Origin of the sequence: Citrobacter sp. Ce006 (genome assembly GCF_030336535.1) — a bacterium.
Taxonomy (GTDB): Bacteria; Pseudomonadota; Gammaproteobacteria; order Enterobacterales; family Enterobacteriaceae; genus Citrobacter; species Citrobacter europaeus.
In genome coordinates, this window is sequence record NZ_JAOWDO010000065.1 from 112,722 (window position 1) to 132,902 (window position 20,181).

The window sequence follows — 20,181 nt, forward strand, 5'->3', positions numbered from 1 at the left end:
AGAGCATAGGTCATGGCACAACATGGTGCATTAGCAACATTGAAAGACCTGGCTGAAAAAGAGGTAGATGACGCCGCTGTCTTATTGGGAGAGATGCGTCGTGGCTGTCAGCAGGCGGAAGAGCAGTTGAAGATGCTGATCGATTATCAGCATGAGTATCGCAACAATCTTAACACTGACATGGGTCAGGGTATTACCAGCAATCGCTGGATCAATTACCAGCAATTTATTCAGACGCTGGAAAAAGCCATTGAGCAACATCGCCAACAGCTCAATCAATGGACGCAGAAAGTGGACCAGGCTTTGAACAGTTGGCGTGATAAAAAACAACGTTTACAGGCATGGCAGACTCTGCAGGACAGACAAACCTCGGCGGCATTGCTGGCTGAAAACCGCCTGGATCAGAAAAAGATGGATGAATTTGCTCAGCGCGCAGCTATGAGGAAACCCGAATGATTACTTTACCCCAACTGATTACCACCGACACCGACGTAGCCGCAGGTCTTCAGTCTGGCAAAGCGGTAGATTCAGCCGAGGATTTTTTAGCGCTGCTGGCTGGCGCATTAGGTGCGGGCGACGCGCAGGGTAAAGACGCCCCGCTGTCGCTTGCCGACTTACAGGCGGCCGGTAGCAAACTGCAAAAAGGGTTGCTGCAAAAAAATGGCGATCCAACCCCGTCGCTCAAGTTATCCGAGCTGCTGGCGCAAAAAGAGATGCAAACCGATGCGTCTCTTGCCGACATGACAGACGCTCAGCAACTGTTGTCAGCCCTCACGCCCTCCTTGAAAGCTAATGCCCTGACAACACTGGGCAAAGTCGCTCAGCAGGATGAAAAAACCACCACGCTCAGCGATGACGATCTCGCCAGCCTGAGCGCGTTGTTCGCCATGCTGCCAGGACAACCACTGGCTACGCCTGCCATCGACAGCGCGCCAGTCCCAGTTGATGCCGCACTTTCGGCGTTGTCACGCGGCACGGTACACGGCGCTATCGCCGATAACGCGGGCGAATTGCTGCCCGGTGATGCCAAAAAAGGCAAAGCGGATATTGCCAATCCTGGCAGCAGCCTGGATCAGACAAACAATCCGACGCTAACCCCGTTGGCGGCAGCAGCGACGACCAGAGCGGAAATTGACAGTTCCCCTTCGCCAACCAGCGTTGGCGTGACGGCGGCGCCGTTAAGTAGCCCGCAACCCCATGCTCAGCCGTTACCGACCGCCGCCCCCGTACTCAGCGCCCCATTGGGTAGCCACGAATGGCAGCAATCTCTGAGCCAGCACGTCACGCTGTTTACGCGTCAGGGTCAGCAAAGCGCAGAACTGCGCCTGCATCCACAGGATCTCGGCCAGGTGCATATTTCCCTCAAGCTGGATGACAACCTCGCGCAGCTGCAAATGGTATCGCCACACAGTCACGTACGTGCTGCGCTGGAAGCCGCGTTACCGATGCTGCGTACGCAGTTGGCTGAAAGCGGGATCCAGCTTGGGCAAAGCAGTATCAGTAGTGAAAGCTTTGCCGGCAATCAGCAGTCTTCCGGGCAGCAACAGCAGACGGGTCGCGCTCAGGGACAAGACATTTTTGCCGCTGAAGATGACGCCGTACTGGCTACGCCAGCCTCACTGCAAGCCGCAGCACGCGGTGATGGAGCAGTAGACATCTTCGCCTAACGCCAGAGGTAGCATGATTATCCGCGTCTTTTCCACGCTTTGTCGTGGACAGGACACGGGATAATCAGCCCATAAGCTGTACCGAAACAGGAAGCCCGTATCTGATGACTGACTCCGCGATTAACAAAAAAAGTAAACGCGCTATTTGGATCCCTCTGCTGGTATTAATTACCCTCGCCGCCTGCGCAACTGCGGGTTATAGCTACTGGCGCATGCAGCAGCAGCCGTCCGCCAGCGTCAAAGCGGAACCGGCTCCACCGCCAGCCCCGGTATTCTTCGCGCTGGATACCTTTACCGTCAATCTGGGTGATGCGGACCGTGTACTGTATATCGGTATCACACTGCGTATGAAAGACGAGGCGACGCGTTCACGTCTTAACGAATATCTGCCGGAAGTACGCAGCCGCTTGCTGCTGCTGTTTTCCCGCCAGAACGCGGCTACGCTCGCCACCGAAGAAGGTAAGCAACAGTTGATTACCGCCATCAAAGAGACGCTCGCGACTCCGCTCGTTGTTGGTCAACCCAAACAGGTTGTCACCGACGTTCTTTATACAGCTTTTATTCTGCGGTAAAGACATGGGCGACAGTATTCTTTCTCAGGCTGAAATCGACGCATTGCTTAACGGCGATAGCGAAACTAAAGACGAACCCATTTCCGGTATCGCAAAAGAAAGCGATATTCGTCCTTACGATCCCAACACCCAGCGCCGCGTAGTACGTGAGCGTTTACAGGCGCTGGAGATTATTAACGAACGCTTCGCGCGCCAGTTCCGTATGGGATTATTTAACCTGTTGCGCCGTAGCCCGGATATTACCGTGGGTGCGATCCGTATCCAGCCATACCACGAGTTTGCGCGTAACTTACCGGTTCCGACCAACCTGAACTTAATCCACCTGAAGCCGCTGCGCGGTACGGGTCTGGTGGTGTTCTCACCGAGTCTGGTATTTATCGCCGTTGATAACCTGTTCGGCGGTGATGGACGCTTCCCGACGAAAGTTGAAGGTCGGGAATTTACCCATACCGAACAGCGCGTTATCAACCGCATGCTGAAGCTGGCGCTGGAAAGCTACAGCGACGCGTGGAAGGCCATCAATCCGCTGGAAGTGGAATACGTTCGTTCCGAGATGCAGGTGAAATTTACCAATATCACCACCTCTCCTAACGACATCGTGGTGAATACTCCGTTCCACGTTGAAATTGGCAACCTGACCGGTGAATTTAACATCTGTCTGCCATTCAGCATGATTGAACCGTTGCGTGAGCTGCTGGTGAACCCGCCGCTGGAAAACTCGCGTAATGAAGATCAGAACTGGCGCAATAATCTGGTGCGTCAGGTTCAGCATTCTGAGCTGGAGCTGGTGGCAAACTTTGCCGACATTCCGCTGCGGCTATCCCAGATTTTAAAACTGAAACCCGGCGATGTACTGCCGATTGAAAAACCCGACCGCATTATTGCTCATGTGGACGGCGTGCCTGTACTGACCAGCCAGTATGGCACCGTAAACGGTCAGTATGCGTTACGCGTAGAACATCTGATAAACCCGATTTTGAATTCGCTGAATGAGGAACAGCCCAAATGAGTGATATGAATAATCCGTCCGATGAGAACACTGGCGCATTGGACGATCTGTGGGCTGACGCGTTAAACGAGCAAAAAACCACGCCCACCAAAAGTGCGGCCGATGCGGTATTCCAGCAGTTAGGCGGCGGCGACGTCAGCGGTGCTTTGCAGGACATCGATCTGATCATGGACATTCCGGTCAAACTGACCGTCGAATTGGGCCGTACCCGCATGACCATCAAAGAGCTGCTGCGTCTGACGCAGGGTTCGGTCGTCGCATTGGATGGTCTGGCTGGCGAGCCGCTGGATATCCTGATCAACGGTTACCTGATTGCCCAGGGTGAAGTGGTGGTGGTCGCAGATAAATACGGCGTTCGTATCACCGACATTATTACCCCATCAGAACGCATGCGCCGTCTGAGCCGTTAAGCATGAATACCCAGGCGACAGTTTCTCAGCCAGCCGCAGTACCCGGCTCACCGCTGGTACAGGTAAGCGGCGCGCTGTTTGGGATCATCGTATTGATCCTGGCTGCGGCCTGGGTCATTAAGCGTATGGGGTTTGCCCCCAAAAGCGCTGGTACGCGCGGACTGAAAGTTACTGCGAGCACCTCACTGGGTCCACGTGAGCGCGTGGTGATTGTTGAGGTTGAAGATGCGCGCCTGGTGCTGGGCGTCACGGCCTCGCAAATTAACGTATTGCACACCCTGCCCGCGGCGCCTGCCGAGGCAGAAGAAAAACCGGCCTCCCCCGCGGATTTCCAGGCCATGATGAAGAGTTTGCTCAAGCGTCCTGGGAGATCCTGATGCGCCGTTTGTTATCCATCACGCTGGCAGGCTTATGGCTTTTCAGCCCTGTTGCCCTCGCTCAGCTTCCGGGACTGGTAAGCCAGCCGTTGCCAGGCGGCGGACAAAGCTGGTCTTTGCCAGTGCAAACGCTGGTGTTTATCACCTCGCTGACATTCCTGCCCGCCATTTTATTGATGATGACCAGCTTCACCCGCATCATCATCGTTTTCGGCCTGTTACGAAATGCGCTGGGAACACCTTCTGCACCGCCGAACCAGGTGCTACTGGGGCTGGCGCTATTTTTGACCTTTTTCATCATGTCGCCAGTAATCGACAAAATTTACGTCGACGCGTATCAACCGTTCAGTGAAGAGAAGATCTCCATGCAGGAAGCCATGGAGAAAGGCGCACAGCCGCTGCGTGAGTTTATGCTGCGCCAAACCCGTGAAGCGGATCTGGCGCTGTTCGCTCGTCTGGCAAACAGCGGCCCACTGCAAGGACCAGAAGCCGTACCGATGCGAATTTTGCTTCCGGCCTATGTCACCAGCGAGCTGAAAACGGCATTCCAGATAGGTTTTACTATTTTTATTCCGTTTCTGATTATCGACCTGGTCATCGCCAGCGTGCTGATGGCGCTCGGGATGATGATGGTCCCCCCGGCCACGATCGCGCTGCCGTTCAAGCTGATGCTGTTTGTGTTGGTAGATGGTTGGCAGCTGCTTGTCGGCTCGCTGGCACAAAGCTTTTACAGTTAGAGGCGCGAAATGACTCCTGAATCGGTCATGATGATGGGCACAGAGGCGATGAAGGTCGCCCTGGCCCTTGCCGCGCCGTTGCTGTTGGTCGCCCTCGTCACAGGTCTTATCATCAGTATTTTGCAGGCGGCGACCCAGATTAATGAAATGACGCTGTCCTTCATTCCCAAAATTGTCGCGGTGTTTATTGCCATCATTGTTGCCGGACCGTGGATGCTTAACCTGCTGCTCGACTACGTACGTACGCTGTTCAGCAATATCCCCTATATCATCGGGTAGATGACATTATGCTGCAGGTGACCAGCGTTGAATGGCTCCACTGGCTAAACCTTTACTTCTGGCCTTTGCTGCGCATACTGGCGCTCATCTCAACGGCCCCTATTCTCAGCGAGCGCGCCATCCCCAAACGGGTAAAACTGGGGCTTGGATTAATGATAACCGTCGTTATCGCCCCATCGATTCCCCCCGTAGACGTCCCCATCTTTTCTGTTGGCGCGCTATGGCAGGCAATGCAACAAATCCTGATCGGCATCGCCATAGGCTTCACCATGCAGTTTGCATTTGCGGCAGTACGAACCGCCGGGGAATTGATCGGCCTCCAAATGGGTCTCTCCTTCGCAACCTTCTTTGACCCCGGCAGCCGTCTGAACATGCCGGTGCTGGCACGCCTGATCGACATGCTCGCCATGCTGTTGTTCCTGACGTTTAACGGTCATTTATGGCTTATTTCACTGCTGGTGGATACCTTTCATACCTTGCCAATCGGCGGCAATCCGGTGAACAGCAATGCGTTTCTCGCGCTGGCGCGGGCGGGTAGCCTGATTTTCCTCAACGGTCTAATGCTGGCCCTGCCGATAATGACGCTGCTACTCACACTGAACCTCGCACTCGGTTTGTTAAATCGTATGGCCCCCCAGTTGTCGATTTTCGTCATCGGCTTTCCACTCACCCTCACCGTGGGTATTTCATTAATGGCGGCATTGATGCCATTAATTGCGCCATTCTGCGAACGATTATTCAGCGAAATTTTTAATTTATTGGCTGATATTGTCAGCGAAATGCCCGGAAAATAATAACCCTTATTTTTTATCCTGTTTTACTAAGGATTGTCCTAAATTTAAAAAGTGACAACATCCACCAGGATATCTCTGTCGCGGTTTATTTGTTTTTGCCTCACTCACATAACGCAACATTTACTTTACTTTAAGATGTTTCCTGGCAAATTATACGCAACTTTACGGGATAGTAATTTCGCCTGAAAAACAGCGAAAGCGTCATCTTGGGTCGTTATTATTCCGTTTAGTTGTGATGAAATAATCAGGTAAGGGGAATTATCGTTACGCATTGAGTGAGGGTATGCCATGTCAACGATTATTATGGATTTATGCAGTTACACCCGGCTAGGGTTGACCGGATATCTGGTAAGTCGGGGGGTGAAAAAAAGGGAAATCAACAACATTTCCAACGTTGATGAACTCAGTCTCGCCTGTGTCTCTCAACAGCCCGCTGTGGTGTTTATTAATGAGGACTGCTTTATCCACGATCCTGCTAATAGCCAGCAAATAAAGCAAATCATTAATCAACATCCCGGTACATTATTTATTGTGTTTATGGCAATTGCCAACGTACATTTTGATGAATATCTATTAGTAAGAAAAAATTTATTGATTAGTTCTAAGTCGATTAAACCAGATTCATTGGATACACTTCTTGGCGATATTCTGAAAAAGGAAGTGGATATTGTCATTGATGTTAATCTGCCGACACTGTCATTAAGCCGTACCGAGTCCAGCATGCTGCGCATGTGGATGGAGGGTCAGGGAACAATACAGATATCCGACCAAATGAATATCAAGGCCAAGACCGTGTCATCCCATAAGGGGAATATAAAACGAAAGATAAAGACGCATAATAAGCAAGTTATCTATCACGTTGTTCGACTCACGGATAATGTCACCAATGGTATCTTTGTGAATATGCGCTAAGACGTTCTGACTGGTGGCGAATCCACCAGTCAGAATCACTGCAGAACGGGTTTACTCCACTTTTTCCACAAAGATACCATCCTGATGACCTGACTCATTAAAGAACCAGATACCGAGCGGGTAGTCTTCCAGCGAAACCAGGTACATAGTGCCTTCACTAAACTCTTCAATAGCCAGTACCACGCCCGGTCGACGAGGACCGCCGTCCGTTTTGACTGTGACCCGATCATTCACCTTCATAGTTTTCCTCCTGTGGCTTTGTGCCAGTGTAGAACAATTTCCTTTTTCTGGCAGCGCCTGGCTCGTGCGATTGCGGGTTTTATCGACGGTCTATACTTAAGTTGTGCGTATCTGATGTCCGGATACGCTCCCCCGGTATCCTTAACGGTTGAGAGGTATGAGGATGAAAACCGCGAAAGAGTACAGCGATACGGCCAAGCGTGAAGTCAGCGTCGATGTGGAAGCGCTGCTGAAGGCAATCAACGAAATCTGCGAGAGTGAAATTCATCGCAGCCAGGATGACCCGGAACGCGTCAGCGTCGACGGGCGTGATTACCATACATGGCATGAACTGGCCGACGCATTCGAGCTGGATATCCATGATTTTAGCGTGTCGGAAATCAATCGCTGACTGAGGGCGAAAAAAATCCCGGCCCTTATCGGGTCGGGATCAAACTTGCTTATGCAAGAAGCACTTGAAAATTCGTTACACCAGGAAATCTGATGTGAAACAAACCTTATCTGCAATTTTTTTGCCTGACAAGTAAATAATTCTCACTAAAATGATAAATATAACTAATGGTTGAGAGATCGCCCGGTTACGCGCAAGCCAGATGTTCAGGGATCCTGGCACAGCTTTCTGCGCTCGCCCGGCACCAGTTCATCTTCACGGAATGCTTCCCGTTTTACGCCAAAGCCGTCGTACCAGCGACACTCCACCATTCCGCTGGCATATCCGGTAACGATCATGCGTGGGCCCCCCTCTTTTGAGGTGACTTCCTCACTGACAGAAAAGACCATACCTGCCTCCTGTATCAAGAGAAACCTTTACACCTTAGACGACAAAGAGGCGTTTTGCGTAATCAACCCTGCGACATTTAGTGCGAAACTCCGCGCAGTCTGGCAACAGCTTTCACCAGCAGCACGACTATCCCGCCAATGATAAAACCAAGCACCAGATTCAGCAGGGTTGGAAGCATCAGCGCAATCAATGCACTTTGCTGTTGGGAAAAATGTTCAATCGCATGATGCAATGGTGATATTCCATGCACCACAATTCCGCCGCCGACCAAAAACATCGCCAGCGTGCCGACCACAGAAAGTGTTTTCATCAACCAGGGAGCAACGATCAGCAATCCTTTACCCAGCGACTGGGCAAACGCGCTACGTTTTTCTGCCAGCCAGTACCCAATATCATCGAGCTTAACGATAATCCCAACCAGACCATAGACCCCCACGGTCACCACTAACGCGATGCCCGATAACACCAATACCTGATTCAACAATGGCGCATCCGCTACGATCCCCAGCGTAATCGCGACAATCTCAGCAGATAAAATAAAGTCGGTACGTATCGCCCCTTTGATTTTATCCTTCTCAAAGGTGAGCGGATCCTGCGCCGCCAAAGATGTCAGACGCTGCTGACGTTCTTCCGGAGTTTCTTTGTGTTTACGCGCTTCCAGGGTATGGAGAACTTTTTCCACACCTTCAAAACAGAGAAACGCCCCGCCTACCATTAATAAGGGGGTAATCGCCCAGGGAATGAAGGCGCTTATCAATAGCGCCAACGGCACAAGGATAACTTTGTTAACAAACGATCCCTTCGCCACGCTCCAGACCACCGGGAGTTCGCGATTCGCCCGCACGCCCGACACCTGCTGCGCGTTAAGCGACAGGTCATCTCCCAGTACGCCCGCGGTTTTTTTCGCGGCCAGTTTTCCCATGACGGAGATATCATCCAGCAGCGTGGCGATATCATCGAGTAAGGTCAATAAGCTACTTCCTGCCAAAATTTTTACCCTCAATATTATTTTTTTGCAGTCATAAGTATGAAGTAAAACACGCAATGCTGAAACTGACCTTTCTGGTCAACAAATTTTTAACATCGGCAGGTAATTATAAATCTCGCCAGCAAGATAGTTTTAACGTTTACTATGTTGCACCTTTTTATTTCCACCGTGAGGGATTATGCGTTTCAGGCAATTGCTACCGCTTTTCAGTGCGCTTTTCGCGCTGTACATCATTTGGGGTTCCACGTACTTCGTTATTCGCATTGGCGTTGAAAGCTGGCCGCCGTTGATGATGGCTGGCGTTCGTTTTCTCTCTGCGGGAATTTTGTTAACCGCATTCTTACTTATTCGCGGACATAAGCTTCCGCCTCTGCGTCAGCTTTTGAACGCCGCGTTAATTGGTATCCTGCTGCTGGCTGTAGGTAACGGACTGGTGACTGTCGCTGAGCATCAAAACGTGCCTTCCGGTATTGCCGCCGTAGTGGTCGCCACCGTGCCGCTGTTTACGCTGTGCTTTAGCCACTTTTTTGGCATTAAAACGCGCAAGCTGGAGTGGATGGGGATCGCAATTGGACTCGCTGGGATCATCATGCTGAACAGCGGAGGTAATTTGAGTGGTAATCCGTGGGGCGCTGTTTTAATCCTGATAGGTTCAATGAGCTGGGCATTTGGATCGGTGTACGGTTCACGCATAACGCTACCCGTTGGCATGATGGCCGGGGCCATTGAAATGTTAGCCGCCGGTATTGTGCTGATGTGCGCCTCGTTGCTTTCCGGGGAAAAGTTGACCACTATGCCAACATTTTCAGGCTTTATGGCGGTCGCCTATCTGGCCCTGTTTGGTTCTATTATTGCCATTAACGCGTATATGTACCTGATCCGCAACGTCAGTCCGGCATTAGCCACCAGCTATGCCTACGTGAACCCGGTTGTCGCCGTATTGTTAGGTACCGGTCTGGGAGGAGAAAGCCTGGCGCCCATCGAATGGCTGGCGCTTGGCGTGATTGTATTTGCGGTAGTACTGGTCACGCTCGGTAAATACTTATTTCCCGCTAAAGCGGACGCCGTTGTGATCCCGTCGGAAAAGACGTTACAGTAAATGAATACCGAGAGTGTCGATCTGCGCGCTGGCGCCACCACCGCAGATCCACTCGATAACACGTTCGGATAACGCGTCATCCCCCAGCTTTTCGCGCCCACGCAGGGCGCACTCCCAGACAATCAGTACACGCCAGCCCAGCGCCTGCAACATTTCACCGTCCCGCGCGTCACGCTGGACATTTTTGCCAATTTTTTCCAGCCAGAATTCCGTTCGTGTTGCGGGGACTTTAAATAGATAGCAGTGGTGATGATGCCAGAAACAACCGTGGGTAAAAATCACACAACGATAATCATCGACCACGAAATCGGGGCGACCGGGTAACGTCGCATCCTGCACGCGAAACGTTACCCCCTGCTCTGTCAGCAAGCTGGCAAGGCGCTTTTCAATGGCAGTATCGCGGGTGGCTATCGCCCGCATATTTTTACTGCGCGTTGCCTTATCGTGAACGTCTGCCATGCAGGTTCTCTTTCTCGCGAATAGCAACCGCCTGTTTGATTTTTGGCTCCAGCAGCCTGGCGACCGCCGCAAACGCCGGGACGACCACCGAGTTACCAAACTGACGATATGCCTGCGTGTCCGACACCGGGATCCTGAACTGATAACCCTGAGGTGATTCGAACCCCATCAGACGCGCGCACTCTCTGGGCGTCAACCTGCGAGGACGGTGTCGCTGATTGTGCGGATCATCAAAATCCTTTTCACCCAGCGCCAGATCCCAGCCGCGGTCGATCAAGATCTCCGCCCCATCTTTATAGTAACGCGCCGATAATGTACGCGTTACGCAATCGGGATTGCCGGGATATACCATGCCATAGCCAAACCCATTCCCCCGCGCCTGATGCTTTTTCGCATAGCGATACAGATATTTCCACAGCACCGGCGTCAACACATATTTTGCATCAACGGTCGGCTCAAGCAGCTCCGCCAGCGTAGTGCGCCGCTGAGGATAGCGGGAGATAATATCGCGCAGCGTGAAGTCTGATTTCAGATTTAGATCGCGGCGAAAGCCGACGAGCACAATACGTTCGCGATGCTGAGGCAAGAAATGTTGCCCGTCGATAATTTTCGGATCGTCCGGTCCGTTATCGTCTGCATCCGCCACGTCATAACCCAGCTCGTCCAGCGTTTGCATAATGATGCGGAAGGTTTTTCCCTGATCGTGGCTCTTCAGATTTTTGACGTTTTCGAGCACAAATATTGCTGGTCGACGCGCATCGATGATGCGCACCACGTCAAAAAAAAGTGTGCCCTGCGTGTCGCAGGCGAAGCCATGAGCACGACCTAACGCGTTTTTCTTTGATACGCCGGCCAGTGAGAATGGCTGACAAGGAAACCCCGCCAACAGCACATCATGCTGAGGAACATGCTGGCGAATATGTTCTGCTGCCTGCTGGTCGCTCACCCCATCATGATGACTGAGGGTGATATCGCGAATATCTTCATTAAAATGGTGCTGGTGAGGATCGCAGTAGTGATTCGCTTTGTAGGTACGCACCGCATGCTTGTTCCACTCACTGGTGAACACGCACTGCCCGCCAATCGCCTCAAAGCCGCGACGAATGCCGCCAATACCGGCAAAAAGATCGATAAAGCGAAAAGCATAATGTGGATGATGCGCAGGCGGCGTCGGCAGCAAGGCTTTCAGATGAGCCAGCTCGCCATCGCTGAGACGATGCCATGTCTCATTGGCGACAACTCGCTTAAAGATGGCCGGACTCCAGCGGTTCTCGCCAACACCATTCAGATGAGCAACCAGCGTTTTCACGTCATAAATTTCAAGCAACTTCGCCAAAATCACCTGTGCGGCGGCGTCGTTATCATCTGTCATCGGATTCATGGAGCCTGCTACTGAAAAATTATCCTGCATACATTTAACCGGCCGAAATGGATAACCGACAGATTAACATAAAATAGCGCGGTTGACGTTGCGGCTGTACTGGCAACTAACGCGCTATAAGGGGTTGAATCGCGTCAAGATCCAGCATTTCATATTCTCCTTTTAACTCCGCACTCAGTTTCGCCATGTACGTCAATAAGAAGTCAGCATTATGTTGCGCCAAATGCCGGCCTTGCGCGGTTTGCATCGTTAGCGGCAGCGTCAACAGTTTGGTCTGGAAGTGATCGAGCGCGTACTGTTTATCATCAAGATTACGCTGCCTGGCAAACGGATCTTCCGCATCAAACAGCGCCACGCCTAACGCCCCGGACACGGCAAATACACGCGCTAAACCAATCGCCCCCAGCGCCTCAAGCCGGTCAGCATCCTGCACAATTTTGGCCTCAAGGGTTTCTGGTACAATTTTGGCGCTGAAACTGTGCGCCTCAATGGCATGGCACACGGCAGGTAATCGTTGGTGTGGAAAATCAGGGAAATCGTGCATCAAAACGCGACGTGTTTCCTGGGCTGCCATTACCGATGAACGATGACGATCGGGATGATTCTTCGGCAAACTGACGAGATCATGGAAGTAGCATGCCGTCAGCACCACCAGCCAGTCTACGGTCGCATCCGTGCTCAGCTTTTGAGCCGTCTTCCACACACGCCGAAAATGAAAGATGTCGTGAGCAGCGTCGTGCCCTGAATGATTTTCACGCAACCAGGCTTCAAATTTCGACTGCCAGTCATGTCGTTCCATACTCTCACTCTTCGCAGAAAGAAAACCACCTTAGCAACAATTCTCATATCAGACTACCGCCAACACTGCATATCACCACTATATATTATTTTATAATAATCATATTTTCTGCGAATATATAATTAGCATTAGTCAAGACGAGCAGATAAATTATAAATATGACAGCAAAATAAATAACGAACATCAATAATATATATTTAACAATAAAAATAAATATAAAACATAACTCAATGATAACAAAGCATTTATCATAAAAATAAAAACATGATAAACATACAATATTAATGATGATAATGCGCTGGTGACATATTTTGAAATATCTTAAATACATTTGTTACATGTTATATTTTAAATTAAATGAACTTCATAGATAGTATCCGAATGTAGTCTTTCAAATAGTGTTACATATTCATTTTAATTATTATATAAAGGGAATACATAATGAAAAGAAAAGTACTGGCACTGCTTCTCCCTGCTTTATTAGCTGCAGGCGCAGCTAATGCGGCTGAAATTTATAATAAGAACGGCAATAAACTGGATCTGTACGGTAAAGTCGATGGTCTGCGTTATTTCTCTGACGATGCAGGCAGCGACGGCGACATGTCCTATGCACGTCTGGGTTTCAAAGGCGAAACGCAGATCAATGATATGCTGACTGGTTATGGTCAGTGGGAATATAACATTCAAGCCAACGGCACCGAAGGTGATAAAGGCGATTCCTGGACTCGTCTGGCTTTCGCTGGCTTAGGATTTGGTGAGAACGGCACCTTCGATTACGGTCGTAACTATGGCGTCGTCTATGACGTAGAAGCCTGGACCGACATGCTGCCAGAATTTGGTGGCGATACTTACACCCAGACCGACGTGTACATGACCGGTCGTGCTAACGGCGTTGCCACCTATCGCAATAAAGGCTTCTTTGGTCAGGTTGATGGTCTGAACTTCGCCCTGCAGTATCAGGGTAATAACGAAGGTAGCAGCTTAGGTCAGGAAGGTTCCGGTAACAGCACTAACCGTAAACTGGCGAAAGAAAACGGCGACGGCTTCGGTATGTCTACCTCCTATGACTTTGACTTCGGTTTAAGCCTGGGTGCGGCGTACTCCAGTTCCGATCGTACCAACGAGCAAGTTTCTGCTGGCCGCGGCGATCGTAGCTATACCGATAAATATGCTGGTGGCGAAACAGCGGATGCCTGGACTATTGGCGCGAAATATGACGCTAACAACGTGTATCTGGCTGCTATGTACGCAGAAACCCGTGACATGACAGCATACGGCAGCGGGAATAACGATGATGGCTCAGCGAAAGGCGGTATCGCTAACAAAACGCAAAACTTTGAAGTCACTGCTCAATACCAGTTTGACTTTGGCCTGCGTCCTGCGGTTTCTTTCCTGATGTCTAAAGGTGTTGATTTAGGCGGCTGGGATCGCGACAGCAATGGCAATTACCGCTACACCGACAAAGATCTGGTCAAATATGTTGATGTGGGTATGACTTACTACTTCAACAAAAACATGTCCACCTATGTTGATTATAAAATCAACCTGCTGGATGAAGACGACAGCTTCTACTCTGATAACGGTATCGCGACAGACGACATCGTTGCCGTTGGTTTAGTCTATCAGTTCTAATTGATGCACAAACGCGCAAGCCCGCTTCATATGAAGCGGGCTTTTTATTTATATGAAACGTATTTTTTTACCGCACGGGCATGACAACGATAAACTTGTGAGGATACTCAAAGAAAAAAACATCCGTGAGAACTGTCGTTGAAAGCAAGGCGTGCAAGTGCTTGAATAGTGGCGGAGAGAGGGGGATTTGAACCCCCGGTAGAGTTACCCCTACTCCGGTTTTCGAGACCGGTCCATTCAGCCGCTCTGGCATCTCTCCGTTTTGGCGGTTGCCATGATGCCAGGTAATTTGGCATTTTAACAGACCCAGTTCCGTCAATTTCGTTCGAGTGACGAGTTTGCGAGCAAAACGATGATTAAGTGGCCCTGGAAAGAACAAGAAACAACCCGGAGTGACGACTGGCCGTGGGACGACGCCATGGCTATTCCCCTTTTGGTTAATCTCACCGAGCAAGAACAAGCCAGACTTGTCGCCCTGGCAGAACGCTTTTTACAGCAAAAAAGAATGGTCGCTCTTCAGGGATTTGAGCTGGACCCGCTAAAAAGTGCGCGCATTGCTCTGCTGTTTTGCTTACCTGTTCTGGAACTGGGGATTGAGTGGCTCGACGGGTTTCATGAAGTTCTCATCTACCCTGCCCCGTTTGTCGTAGACGATGAATGGGAAGACGATATTGGGCTGGTGCATAACCAACGCGTTGTACAGTCCGGACAGAGCTGGCAACAAGGCCCAATAATCCTCAACTGGCTTGATATTCAAGATTCCTTTGACGCCTCCGGCTTTAATCTGATCATCCATGAAGTGGCACACAAGCTTGATATGCGTAATGGCGATCGTGCCAGCGGTGTTCCGGCAATCCCCCTGCGCGATATCGCCGGTTGGGAACATGACCTGCATGCCGCAATGAACAATATTCAGGATGAGATCGATCTGGTTGGAGAAACGGCCTGCAGTATAGATGCCTACGCAGCGACCGATCCTGCAGAATGCTTTGCCGTGTTATCCGAGTATTTTTTCAGCGCGCCTGAATTATTTGCTCCGCGTTTTCCTGCCTTATGGCAGCGTTTCATCCAGTTTTATCGCCAGAACCCCATGGAACGGTTACGCGATACCCGGGGAGACGACGATTATCGCTCACCAAATGCGCATTAAGACTGAATTTGAAGATTAATTAACCAATTGAAATGACGCGCTAATTTTACTGTTGACACCTCATGGTGAGGTCAGTAATATGCGCCTCGTTCACACGATTCCTCTGTAGTTCAGTCGGTAGAACGGCGGACTGTTAATCCGTATGTCACTGGTTCGAGTCCAGTCAGAGGAGCCAAATTTAAGAAGCCTGCTTAGGAAACTAAGCAGGCTTTTTGCTTTTCATGTCTGTTAAAAAAATGCCTGTAAGAGAGCGCCCGGCTTGCCATAACGCCCCATCCGCCGTTGCATCACATCGTTGATTAAAGTTGTGTAAATGTAAATCGTTTAAACTTTGCACTTATTGTAAGTGCTAGTGATTATCATTTATTGTACGCGAGCCAAAAGAACGAGCCCCTGCTCGGTTCACTGTATGTTCCAATTACTCTGGGATAAAAACGATGAATGCTCTGCCTCGCACCGGATTGCGCCGTATCACGCTTGCCTCTGCCCTCGTCTTCGCTGTCAGCCTGCCTGCTTTCGCTCAGGAAACGTTAACGCTTTATACCACCCGCGAACCGGGTCTGATCCAGCCTTTACTTGACAGCTGGACTAAAACCAGCGGCATCAAAGTGAGTACGGTCTATATCAAAGACGGTATGCTTGAGCGTGTTAAGGCTGAAGGCAAAAACTCGCCTGCCGACCTGCTGATGACCGTCGATGCCGGTAATCTCATTGATTTAGTGGAAGCCGGTGTAACCCAGCCGGTAGAGTCAGAAGCACTGAAAGCCGCGATTCCTGCGAATCTGCGCGGTGCGGATAATCAGTGGTTTGCGCTTTCTATGCGCGCTCGCGTGCTGTATGCCGAGAAGTCGCTGCCAATCGATAACTGGCATTACGAACAGCTCGCCAGCCCTGAATACAAAGGAAAAGTCTGTATTCGCTCCGGGCAGCACCCGTACAACACGGCGCTGATCGCCGCGATGATTGCCCATCATGGCGAAGCCAAAACCGAAGAATGGCTGCGCGGCGTGAAGGCTAACCTGGCACGTAAAGCCACCGGCGGCGACCGCGATGTTGCCCGCGATATCCTAGGCGGAATTTGTGATATTGGTCTGGCTAACTCCTATTACGTCGGCCATATGAAAAATGCCAAAGAAGGCAGCGATGCACGTCAATGGGGCGATGCCATCAAAGTCGTAAAACCCACCTTTGAAAATGGCGGTACGCACGTCAACATCAGCGGCGCTGCCGTTGCCCGCTATGCGCCGAATAAAGCCGATGCCGTTAAGCTGATGGAATATCTGGTTTCGGCGCCTGCCCAGCAGCAGTACGCGAAAGCGAACTTCGAATATCCGGTACTGAAAGGCGTAACGCTTGACCCGGTTATCAGCGCCACAATCGGTGAAATCGATGTAGATAAAACGCCGCTAATCGAAATCGTGAAGTATCGTAAACAAGCTAGCCTGCTGGTAGATAAAGTTGGATTCGATCAATAAATCTCTGCAGTTTCCGACGTTACGCGGCCTGGTTTCCGGGCCGCAGTCATTATTAACGCCGTTGCATCTTGGCGCGCTGTGCGTCGCACTTGGCGTCCTGACCCCTGTCGTTGCGCTGATCTGGCAGGCCACCCAGGCCGATTTATCCCACTGGGATAATCTCATGACATATGTACTGCCATCTGCGCTAAAAAACACCGTGCTGTTGCTCGCAGGTGTCGCTGTAATGGTCGGTGTCATTGGCGTAGGCAGCGCATGGGCTGTGACGGCATGGGATTTCCCTGGGCGAAAAATTCTCAGTTGGGCGCTGCTGTTGCCGCTAGCGATGCCGACCTACATCGTCGCCTTTGCGTGGCTCGATCTGTTGCATCCGATAGGTCCCCTGCAAACCTTTATCCGTTTCTTACTGGGATTTGACAGCCCGCGACAATTCCGCCTGCCAGATTTACGTTCTCTTTCCGGCGCAATAATTCTGCTCGGCTTAGTGCTTTATCCTTACGTCTACCTGACAACCCGCGCTATGTTTATCAGCCAGCCGGCCCATTTACTGGAAGCTGCGCGTACGCTGGGATGCAGCGCAACAGGAGCCTTTTTTCGCGTCGCACTCCCCATGGCTCGTCCGGCACTGGCCGTTGGGATCAGTCTGGCACTGCTGGAAACGCTCAACGATATTGGCGCGTCAGAATTCCTCGGGGTACAGACCTTAACGGTTACCGTGTACACCACGTGGATCTCGCGTTCTGATTTATCTGCCGCGGCGCAAATCGCCTGCATGATGCTGATGTTTATATTTTTTATTCTGACGCTGGAATTTTATGGCCGCAGAAAACAGGGCTTCAGCAGCCGCAGCCTGCGGGAAATTCAACCCACGCGCGTGCAGGGCTGGCGTGGCTGGCTGCTCGGTGGCGTTATTTCACTGCCGGTTGTGCTGGGTTTTCTGGCCCCGGTCCTGTTTTTAATTTGGGAAAGCGCCAAACGCATAGGCGATGAGAACCCAATATCCTCCTCGTTACTGTCAGCATTACAAAATACGCTATCACTGGCGGCGGGAACCACGCTGGTGGTGGTGTGTGTCAGTATGCTGGTTGCCTGGAGCGCGCGCCACAGCGCCGCAGATAACGCGATGCCGGGATTTCGTCGCGGTGTAATGCGTCTGGCGTCTTTAGGCTATGCGGTTCCCGGCACCATTCTGGCGATTGGTTTTTTAACCCCCGCCATGGCTGTCGACCGCTGGCTGGCTGATTTACTTGATGTTCGCGGCCTGCCGCTGATGTCTGCAGGGATCCTGCTGGTAATTTGTTGTGCCATGCGTTTCCAGGCAATTGCTATCGGCGCGCTGGACTCCGGCCTGGGGCGCATCCCGCCGTCGCTGGAACAGGCTTCACGTCTGCTGGGTGAGAATGGTGCGGGCACATTTGCACGGGTTCATTTCCCATTGCTGCGCCCGGCGTTAGTGAGTAGCGCCCTGCTGGTTTTTGCCGATGCCATGAAAGAACTGCCAACCACGTTGCTTTTGCGCCCGGTAAACTTCGAAACGCTGGCAACGTTGCTGTATGCGGAAGCCGCCCGTGGAACCTATGAAGAAGGCGCTATCGCCGCGCTAATGATTGTTTTAGCTGGCACGCTACCGGTTATTTTGTTGGTGCGTCATCAGATGACTCGCCGTGGTTAAGAGAGCAACAATGTCAGAAAATGCATTACGACTCCAGGATGTGCACGTTGCCTACGGTAACAGCCAGCAATCGGTACTGAGCGGATTTTCAATGTCGGTACGTAAAGGAGAAATCGCCTGTCTGCTGGGCGCTTCAGGCTGTGGAAAAACTACGGTGCTACGCGCAGTTGCCGGATTTGAACGGCTGCGAAGCGGAGAGATCTATGTGTCACAGCGCCGCGTTGCCGGTCCCGGGGTTCATCTGCCGCCGGAGAAACGTCATGTCGGCATGGTCTTTCAGGAATATGCGCTGTTCCCCCACCTGACCGCGCAGCAAAACGTGGCCTTTGGATTACGACGTATGCCACGCGAGGAGCAGCTGGTTCGGGTGGCGGAGCTGTTAAAAATGGTGGAGTTGCACAGCCATGCCAGCCGTTATCCGCATGAACTTTCCGGCGGGCAGCAGCAGCGTATCGCGCTTGCGCGCGCGTTGGCCCCGCATCCGGAAATCCTGCTGCTCGATGAGCCTTTCTCCAGCCTGGATAAGCGTACGCGTGAGCGTCTTGGCAACGAGGTACGGGATATTTTACGCGCCGCCGGGCAAACGGCACTGCTGGTTACCCACAGCGAACACGAAGCGCAGCTGATGGCTGACCATATTGGCGTGGTAAAAATGGGGCAGTATCAAATTAAAACAGCGACCCACCCTGGCTAAAGGTACCGGGTCGCCGTGATAATTAATAGTGCGTCTGAACCAGACTGATGTTCACCGGCATGCCGGAGCGTCTTTCCAGCGCCTGATTTCCGCGACTCACATCCACGTCATTCCCGCTGATGAAAGTGCGCAACGCGGGAGTGACTGGCAAGGGAACCTGTCTGTCAGACTCATATTCCGAACGGTTTCGTGACAGGGGTTCATGCACTTCCACCCAACGACTACCGTCGGGCTCTACGCTGTATTTCACCGGTCGGTCTATCAGTTGCACACGCGTCCCAACCGGGACGGTATCAAACAGATATTTAATGTCATCATTACGCAAACGGATACAACCCTGACTGACCCGCAGACCAATGCCAAAATTCGCATTTGTGCCATGTATGGCATAAAGCCTGCCGATATAAATCGCATACAGCCCCATCGGGTTATCTGGTCCAGCGGGCACAAACGCAGGCAAGGATTCCCCGCGTGCGGCGTATTCACGGCGGGTATTCGGCGTCGGCGTCCAGCTCGGCGCTTCCTGCTTACGCTCGACCGCCGTCACCCAGTTACGCGGCGTTTCTCTTCCCGCCTGACCAATGCCAATGGGTAAAACTTCAACCGTATTACTGCCAGCGGGATAATAGTAAAGGCGCATTTCTGCGACGTTAATGACGATCCCCTCGCGCACGGTATCCGGTAAAATCAGTTGCTGAGGCACAACCAGCGTTGAGCCAGACTGAGGCAGAAAAACATCTACGCCGGGATTGGCTTCAAGCATGTTGCTCAACCCCTGCCCGTACTGCGCGGCAAAGGCTTCCAGCGGCTGAGTGTTTCCTGAAGGGACCGTAATAGTCAAAGGGCTTCCCACCAGGCGACTTCCTTCTGGCGGCAGCGGATAGCTCACCGCCTGCGCGCCCTGACATGCGAGCAGCATAATGAGTGAACAAAGCAGTTTCACACGACGCATCTTTTTCCTTTCCTTCGGCGCAGCAGACATCCGTTAATTATAGCTTTTATTATCTGTTTTAGTGGGTTACGTCTAAAATGTGCATAAAAAACCCCGCCATCC

At 51.5% G+C, this 20,181-nt stretch carries 24 protein-coding genes and 2 tRNA genes; 18 read left to right on the forward strand and 8 right to left on the reverse strand.

Annotated features, from left to right (window positions below):
* Positions 1 to 12: 12 nt before the first annotated feature.
* The 10 genes from fliJ (at position 13) to rcsA (ending at position 6,757) form a co-directional block, all read left to right on the forward strand.
* Positions 13 to 456: a flagellar export protein FliJ gene (gene fliJ / locus OGV94_RS07575; RefSeq protein WP_003839084.1), complete on the forward strand. Its 444-nt coding sequence runs from the start codon at positions 13 to 15 to the stop codon at positions 454 to 456.
* On the forward strand, positions 453 to 1,667 hold the full coding sequence (fliK, locus tag OGV94_RS07580; protein ID WP_075146001.1) for a flagellar hook length control protein FliK: 1,215 nt from the start codon (positions 453 to 455) through the stop codon (positions 1,665 to 1,667). The genes fliJ and fliK overlap by 4 nt, the downstream gene beginning before the upstream one ends.
* A gap of 104 nt (positions 1,668 to 1,771) precedes the next feature.
* Positions 1,772 to 2,239, forward strand: coding sequence for a flagellar basal body-associated protein FliL (gene fliL, locus OGV94_RS07585; protein ID WP_003030435.1), 468 nt, complete (start codon positions 1,772 to 1,774; stop codon positions 2,237 to 2,239).
* A 4-nt stretch (positions 2,240 to 2,243) separates the two neighbouring features.
* Positions 2,244 to 3,248 carry a flagellar motor switch protein FliM gene (fliM, locus tag OGV94_RS07590; protein WP_003030434.1) on the forward strand — a complete coding sequence of 335 codons (1,005 nt, stop codon included), beginning with the start codon at positions 2,244 to 2,246 and terminating at the stop codon, positions 3,246 to 3,248.
* Positions 3,245 to 3,658, forward strand: a complete 414-nt coding sequence (gene fliN / locus OGV94_RS07595; protein WP_003030433.1) for a flagellar motor switch protein FliN — start codon at positions 3,245 to 3,247, stop codon at positions 3,656 to 3,658. Before fliM ends, fliN begins: the two co-directional genes overlap by 4 nt.
* A gap of 2 nt (positions 3,659 to 3,660) precedes the next feature.
* Complete coding sequence (gene fliO, locus OGV94_RS07600; protein ID WP_047410425.1) at positions 3,661 to 4,035, forward strand: flagellar biosynthetic protein FliO; 375 nt, start codon at positions 3,661 to 3,663, stop codon at positions 4,033 to 4,035.
* Positions 4,035 to 4,772 carry a flagellar type III secretion system pore protein FliP gene (fliP, locus tag OGV94_RS07605; protein WP_006684053.1) on the forward strand — a complete coding sequence of 246 codons (738 nt, stop codon included), beginning with the start codon at positions 4,035 to 4,037 and terminating at the stop codon, positions 4,770 to 4,772. Before fliO ends, fliP begins: the two co-directional genes overlap by 1 nt.
* Positions 4,773 to 4,781: 9 nt before the next feature.
* The gene (fliQ, locus tag OGV94_RS07610) at positions 4,782 to 5,051 is read left to right on the forward strand and encodes a flagellar biosynthesis protein FliQ (protein ID WP_003030425.1); all 270 of its coding nucleotides are present in this window, start codon (positions 4,782 to 4,784) and stop codon (positions 5,049 to 5,051) included.
* Positions 5,052 to 5,059: 8 nt separating this feature from the next.
* Entirely contained in the window at positions 5,060 to 5,845 is a 786-nt protein-coding gene (fliR, locus tag OGV94_RS07615) for a flagellar biosynthetic protein FliR (RefSeq protein ID WP_047410421.1), read from the forward strand.
* A gap of 288 nt (positions 5,846 to 6,133) precedes the next feature.
* Positions 6,134 to 6,757, forward strand: coding sequence for a transcriptional regulator RcsA (gene rcsA / locus OGV94_RS07620; RefSeq protein WP_043016789.1), 624 nt, complete (start codon positions 6,134 to 6,136; stop codon positions 6,755 to 6,757).
* A gap of 51 nt (positions 6,758 to 6,808) precedes the next feature.
* Here rcsA and dsrB read toward each other — a convergent pair whose 3' ends face one another.
* A complete protein-coding gene (gene dsrB / locus OGV94_RS07625; RefSeq protein WP_003030419.1) occupies positions 6,809 to 6,997 on the reverse strand; it encodes a protein DsrB in 189 nt (62 codons plus the stop codon).
* A 163-nt stretch (positions 6,998 to 7,160) separates the two neighbouring features.
* On the opposite strand from dsrB, the gene yodD reads away from it, so the two are divergent.
* The gene (gene yodD / locus OGV94_RS07630) at positions 7,161 to 7,388 is read left to right on the forward strand and encodes a YodD family peroxide/acid resistance protein (RefSeq protein WP_286522994.1); all 228 of its coding nucleotides are present in this window, start codon (positions 7,161 to 7,163) and stop codon (positions 7,386 to 7,388) included.
* Between the two features lie 206 nt (positions 7,389 to 7,594).
* Here the strand turns inward: yodD and OGV94_RS07635 are convergent, their stop codons facing one another.
* Together OGV94_RS07635 and OGV94_RS07640 are read right to left on the reverse strand one after the other, a co-directional pair.
* Positions 7,595 to 7,777 carry a YodC family protein gene (locus OGV94_RS07635; protein WP_043016790.1) on the reverse strand — a complete coding sequence of 61 codons (183 nt, stop codon included), beginning with the start codon at positions 7,775 to 7,777 and terminating at the stop codon, positions 7,595 to 7,597.
* Between the two features lie 77 nt (positions 7,778 to 7,854).
* Positions 7,855 to 8,769, reverse strand: coding sequence for a DUF808 domain-containing protein (locus OGV94_RS07640; RefSeq protein ID WP_170928033.1), 915 nt, complete (start codon positions 8,767 to 8,769; stop codon positions 7,855 to 7,857).
* 175 nt (positions 8,770 to 8,944) lie between these two features.
* On the opposite strand from OGV94_RS07640, the gene yedA reads away from it, so the two are divergent.
* A complete protein-coding gene (gene yedA / locus OGV94_RS07645; RefSeq protein WP_181231303.1) occupies positions 8,945 to 9,865 on the forward strand; it encodes a drug/metabolite exporter YedA in 921 nt (306 codons plus the stop codon).
* On the opposite strand, the gene OGV94_RS07650 is transcribed toward yedA, so the two are convergent.
* The 3 genes from OGV94_RS07650 to OGV94_RS07660 form a co-directional block, all read right to left on the reverse strand.
* Positions 9,857 to 10,324 (reverse strand): very short patch repair endonuclease, encoded by a 468-nt coding sequence (locus OGV94_RS07650; protein WP_043016793.1) that lies wholly within the window; start codon positions 10,322 to 10,324, stop codon positions 9,857 to 9,859. The genes yedA and OGV94_RS07650 overlap by 9 nt on opposite strands.
* Positions 10,305 to 11,735 carry a DNA cytosine methyltransferase gene (locus OGV94_RS07655; protein ID WP_075145999.1) on the reverse strand — a complete coding sequence of 477 codons (1,431 nt, stop codon included), beginning with the start codon at positions 11,733 to 11,735 and terminating at the stop codon, positions 10,305 to 10,307. The genes OGV94_RS07650 and OGV94_RS07655 overlap by 20 nt, the downstream gene beginning before the upstream one ends.
* Before the next feature lie 76 nt (positions 11,736 to 11,811).
* A complete protein-coding gene (locus OGV94_RS07660; RefSeq protein ID WP_047410411.1) occupies positions 11,812 to 12,504 on the reverse strand; it encodes a phosphohydrolase in 693 nt (230 codons plus the stop codon).
* 441 nt (positions 12,505 to 12,945) lie between these two features.
* Here OGV94_RS07660 and ompC point away from each other — a divergent pair, with 441 nt between their 5' ends.
* Entirely contained in the window at positions 12,946 to 14,136 is a 1,191-nt protein-coding gene (gene ompC, locus OGV94_RS07665; RefSeq protein WP_286522998.1) for a porin OmpC, read from the forward strand.
* Between the two features lie 169 nt (positions 14,137 to 14,305).
* Here ompC and OGV94_RS07670 read toward each other — a convergent pair.
* Positions 14,306 to 14,395, reverse strand: a tRNA-Ser gene (locus tag OGV94_RS07670).
* Between the two features lie 93 nt (positions 14,396 to 14,488).
* Here OGV94_RS07670 and mtfA point away from each other — a divergent pair.
* The 5 genes from mtfA (at position 14,489) to OGV94_RS07695 (ending at position 19,127) form a co-directional block, all read left to right on the forward strand.
* Positions 14,489 to 15,286 (forward strand): DgsA anti-repressor MtfA, encoded by a 798-nt coding sequence (gene mtfA / locus OGV94_RS07675; RefSeq protein ID WP_075145996.1) that lies wholly within the window; start codon positions 14,489 to 14,491, stop codon positions 15,284 to 15,286.
* A 99-nt stretch (positions 15,287 to 15,385) separates the two neighbouring features.
* Positions 15,386 to 15,461: transfer RNA gene (locus OGV94_RS07680), tRNA-Asn, on the forward strand.
* Positions 15,462 to 15,723: 262 nt separating this feature from the next.
* A complete protein-coding gene (locus OGV94_RS07685; protein WP_075145995.1) occupies positions 15,724 to 16,761 on the forward strand; it encodes an extracellular solute-binding protein in 1,038 nt (345 codons plus the stop codon).
* Positions 16,745 to 18,433: an ABC transporter permease gene (locus OGV94_RS07690; protein WP_047410289.1), complete on the forward strand. Its 1,689-nt coding sequence runs from the start codon at positions 16,745 to 16,747 to the stop codon at positions 18,431 to 18,433. Before OGV94_RS07685 ends, OGV94_RS07690 begins: the two co-directional genes overlap by 17 nt.
* A 10-nt stretch (positions 18,434 to 18,443) precedes the next feature.
* Positions 18,444 to 19,127, forward strand: coding sequence for an ABC transporter ATP-binding protein (locus OGV94_RS07695; protein WP_286523001.1), 684 nt, complete (start codon positions 18,444 to 18,446; stop codon positions 19,125 to 19,127).
* Positions 19,128 to 19,149: 22 nt separating this feature from the next.
* Here the strand turns inward: OGV94_RS07695 and ldtA are convergent, their stop codons facing one another.
* Entirely contained in the window at positions 19,150 to 20,079 is a 930-nt protein-coding gene (gene ldtA / locus OGV94_RS07700) for a L,D-transpeptidase (protein WP_043016801.1), read from the reverse strand.
* Positions 20,080 to 20,181: the final 102 nt, after the last annotated feature.

Excerpts from the sequence above, each read along its gene's own strand:
- fliJ (WP_003839084.1), top strand. The coding sequence starts at position 13 with ATGGCACAACATGGTGCATTAGCAACATTGAAAGACCTGGCTGAAAAA.
- fliK (WP_075146001.1), top strand. The coding sequence starts at position 453 with ATGATTACTTTACCCCAACTGATTACCACCGACACCGACGTAGCCGCA.
- fliL (WP_003030435.1), top strand. The coding sequence starts at position 1,772 with ATGACTGACTCCGCGATTAACAAAAAAAGTAAACGCGCTATTTGGATC.
- fliM (WP_003030434.1), top strand. The coding sequence starts at position 2,244 with ATGGGCGACAGTATTCTTTCTCAGGCTGAAATCGACGCATTGCTTAAC.
- fliN (WP_003030433.1), top strand. The coding sequence starts at position 3,245 with ATGAGTGATATGAATAATCCGTCCGATGAGAACACTGGCGCATTGGAC.
- fliO (WP_047410425.1), top strand. The coding sequence starts at position 3,661 with ATGAATACCCAGGCGACAGTTTCTCAGCCAGCCGCAGTACCCGGCTCA.
- fliP (WP_006684053.1), top strand. The coding sequence starts at position 4,035 with ATGCGCCGTTTGTTATCCATCACGCTGGCAGGCTTATGGCTTTTCAGC.
- fliQ (WP_003030425.1), top strand. The coding sequence starts at position 4,782 with ATGACTCCTGAATCGGTCATGATGATGGGCACAGAGGCGATGAAGGTC.
- fliR (WP_047410421.1), top strand. The coding sequence starts at position 5,060 with ATGCTGCAGGTGACCAGCGTTGAATGGCTCCACTGGCTAAACCTTTAC.
- rcsA (WP_043016789.1), top strand. The coding sequence starts at position 6,134 with ATGTCAACGATTATTATGGATTTATGCAGTTACACCCGGCTAGGGTTG.
- dsrB (WP_003030419.1), bottom strand. The coding sequence starts at position 6,997 with ATGAAGGTGAATGATCGGGTCACAGTCAAAACGGACGGCGGTCCTCGT.
- yodD (WP_286522994.1), top strand. The coding sequence starts at position 7,161 with ATGAAAACCGCGAAAGAGTACAGCGATACGGCCAAGCGTGAAGTCAGC.
- OGV94_RS07635 (WP_043016790.1), bottom strand. The coding sequence starts at position 7,777 with ATGGTCTTTTCTGTCAGTGAGGAAGTCACCTCAAAAGAGGGGGGCCCA.
- yedA (WP_181231303.1), top strand. The coding sequence starts at position 8,945 with ATGCGTTTCAGGCAATTGCTACCGCTTTTCAGTGCGCTTTTCGCGCTG.
- OGV94_RS07650 (WP_043016793.1), bottom strand. The coding sequence starts at position 10,324 with ATGGCAGACGTTCACGATAAGGCAACGCGCAGTAAAAATATGCGGGCG.
- OGV94_RS07655 (WP_075145999.1), bottom strand. The coding sequence starts at position 11,735 with ATGCAGGATAATTTTTCAGTAGCAGGCTCCATGAATCCGATGACAGAT.
- OGV94_RS07660 (WP_047410411.1), bottom strand. The coding sequence starts at position 12,504 with ATGGAACGACATGACTGGCAGTCGAAATTTGAAGCCTGGTTGCGTGAA.
- ompC (WP_286522998.1), top strand. The coding sequence starts at position 12,946 with ATGAAAAGAAAAGTACTGGCACTGCTTCTCCCTGCTTTATTAGCTGCA.
- mtfA (WP_075145996.1), top strand. The coding sequence starts at position 14,489 with ATGATTAAGTGGCCCTGGAAAGAACAAGAAACAACCCGGAGTGACGAC.
- OGV94_RS07685 (WP_075145995.1), top strand. The coding sequence starts at position 15,724 with ATGAATGCTCTGCCTCGCACCGGATTGCGCCGTATCACGCTTGCCTCT.
- OGV94_RS07695 (WP_286523001.1), top strand. The coding sequence starts at position 18,444 with ATGTCAGAAAATGCATTACGACTCCAGGATGTGCACGTTGCCTACGGT.
- ldtA (WP_043016801.1), bottom strand. The coding sequence starts at position 20,079 with ATGCGTCGTGTGAAACTGCTTTGTTCACTCATTATGCTGCTCGCATGT.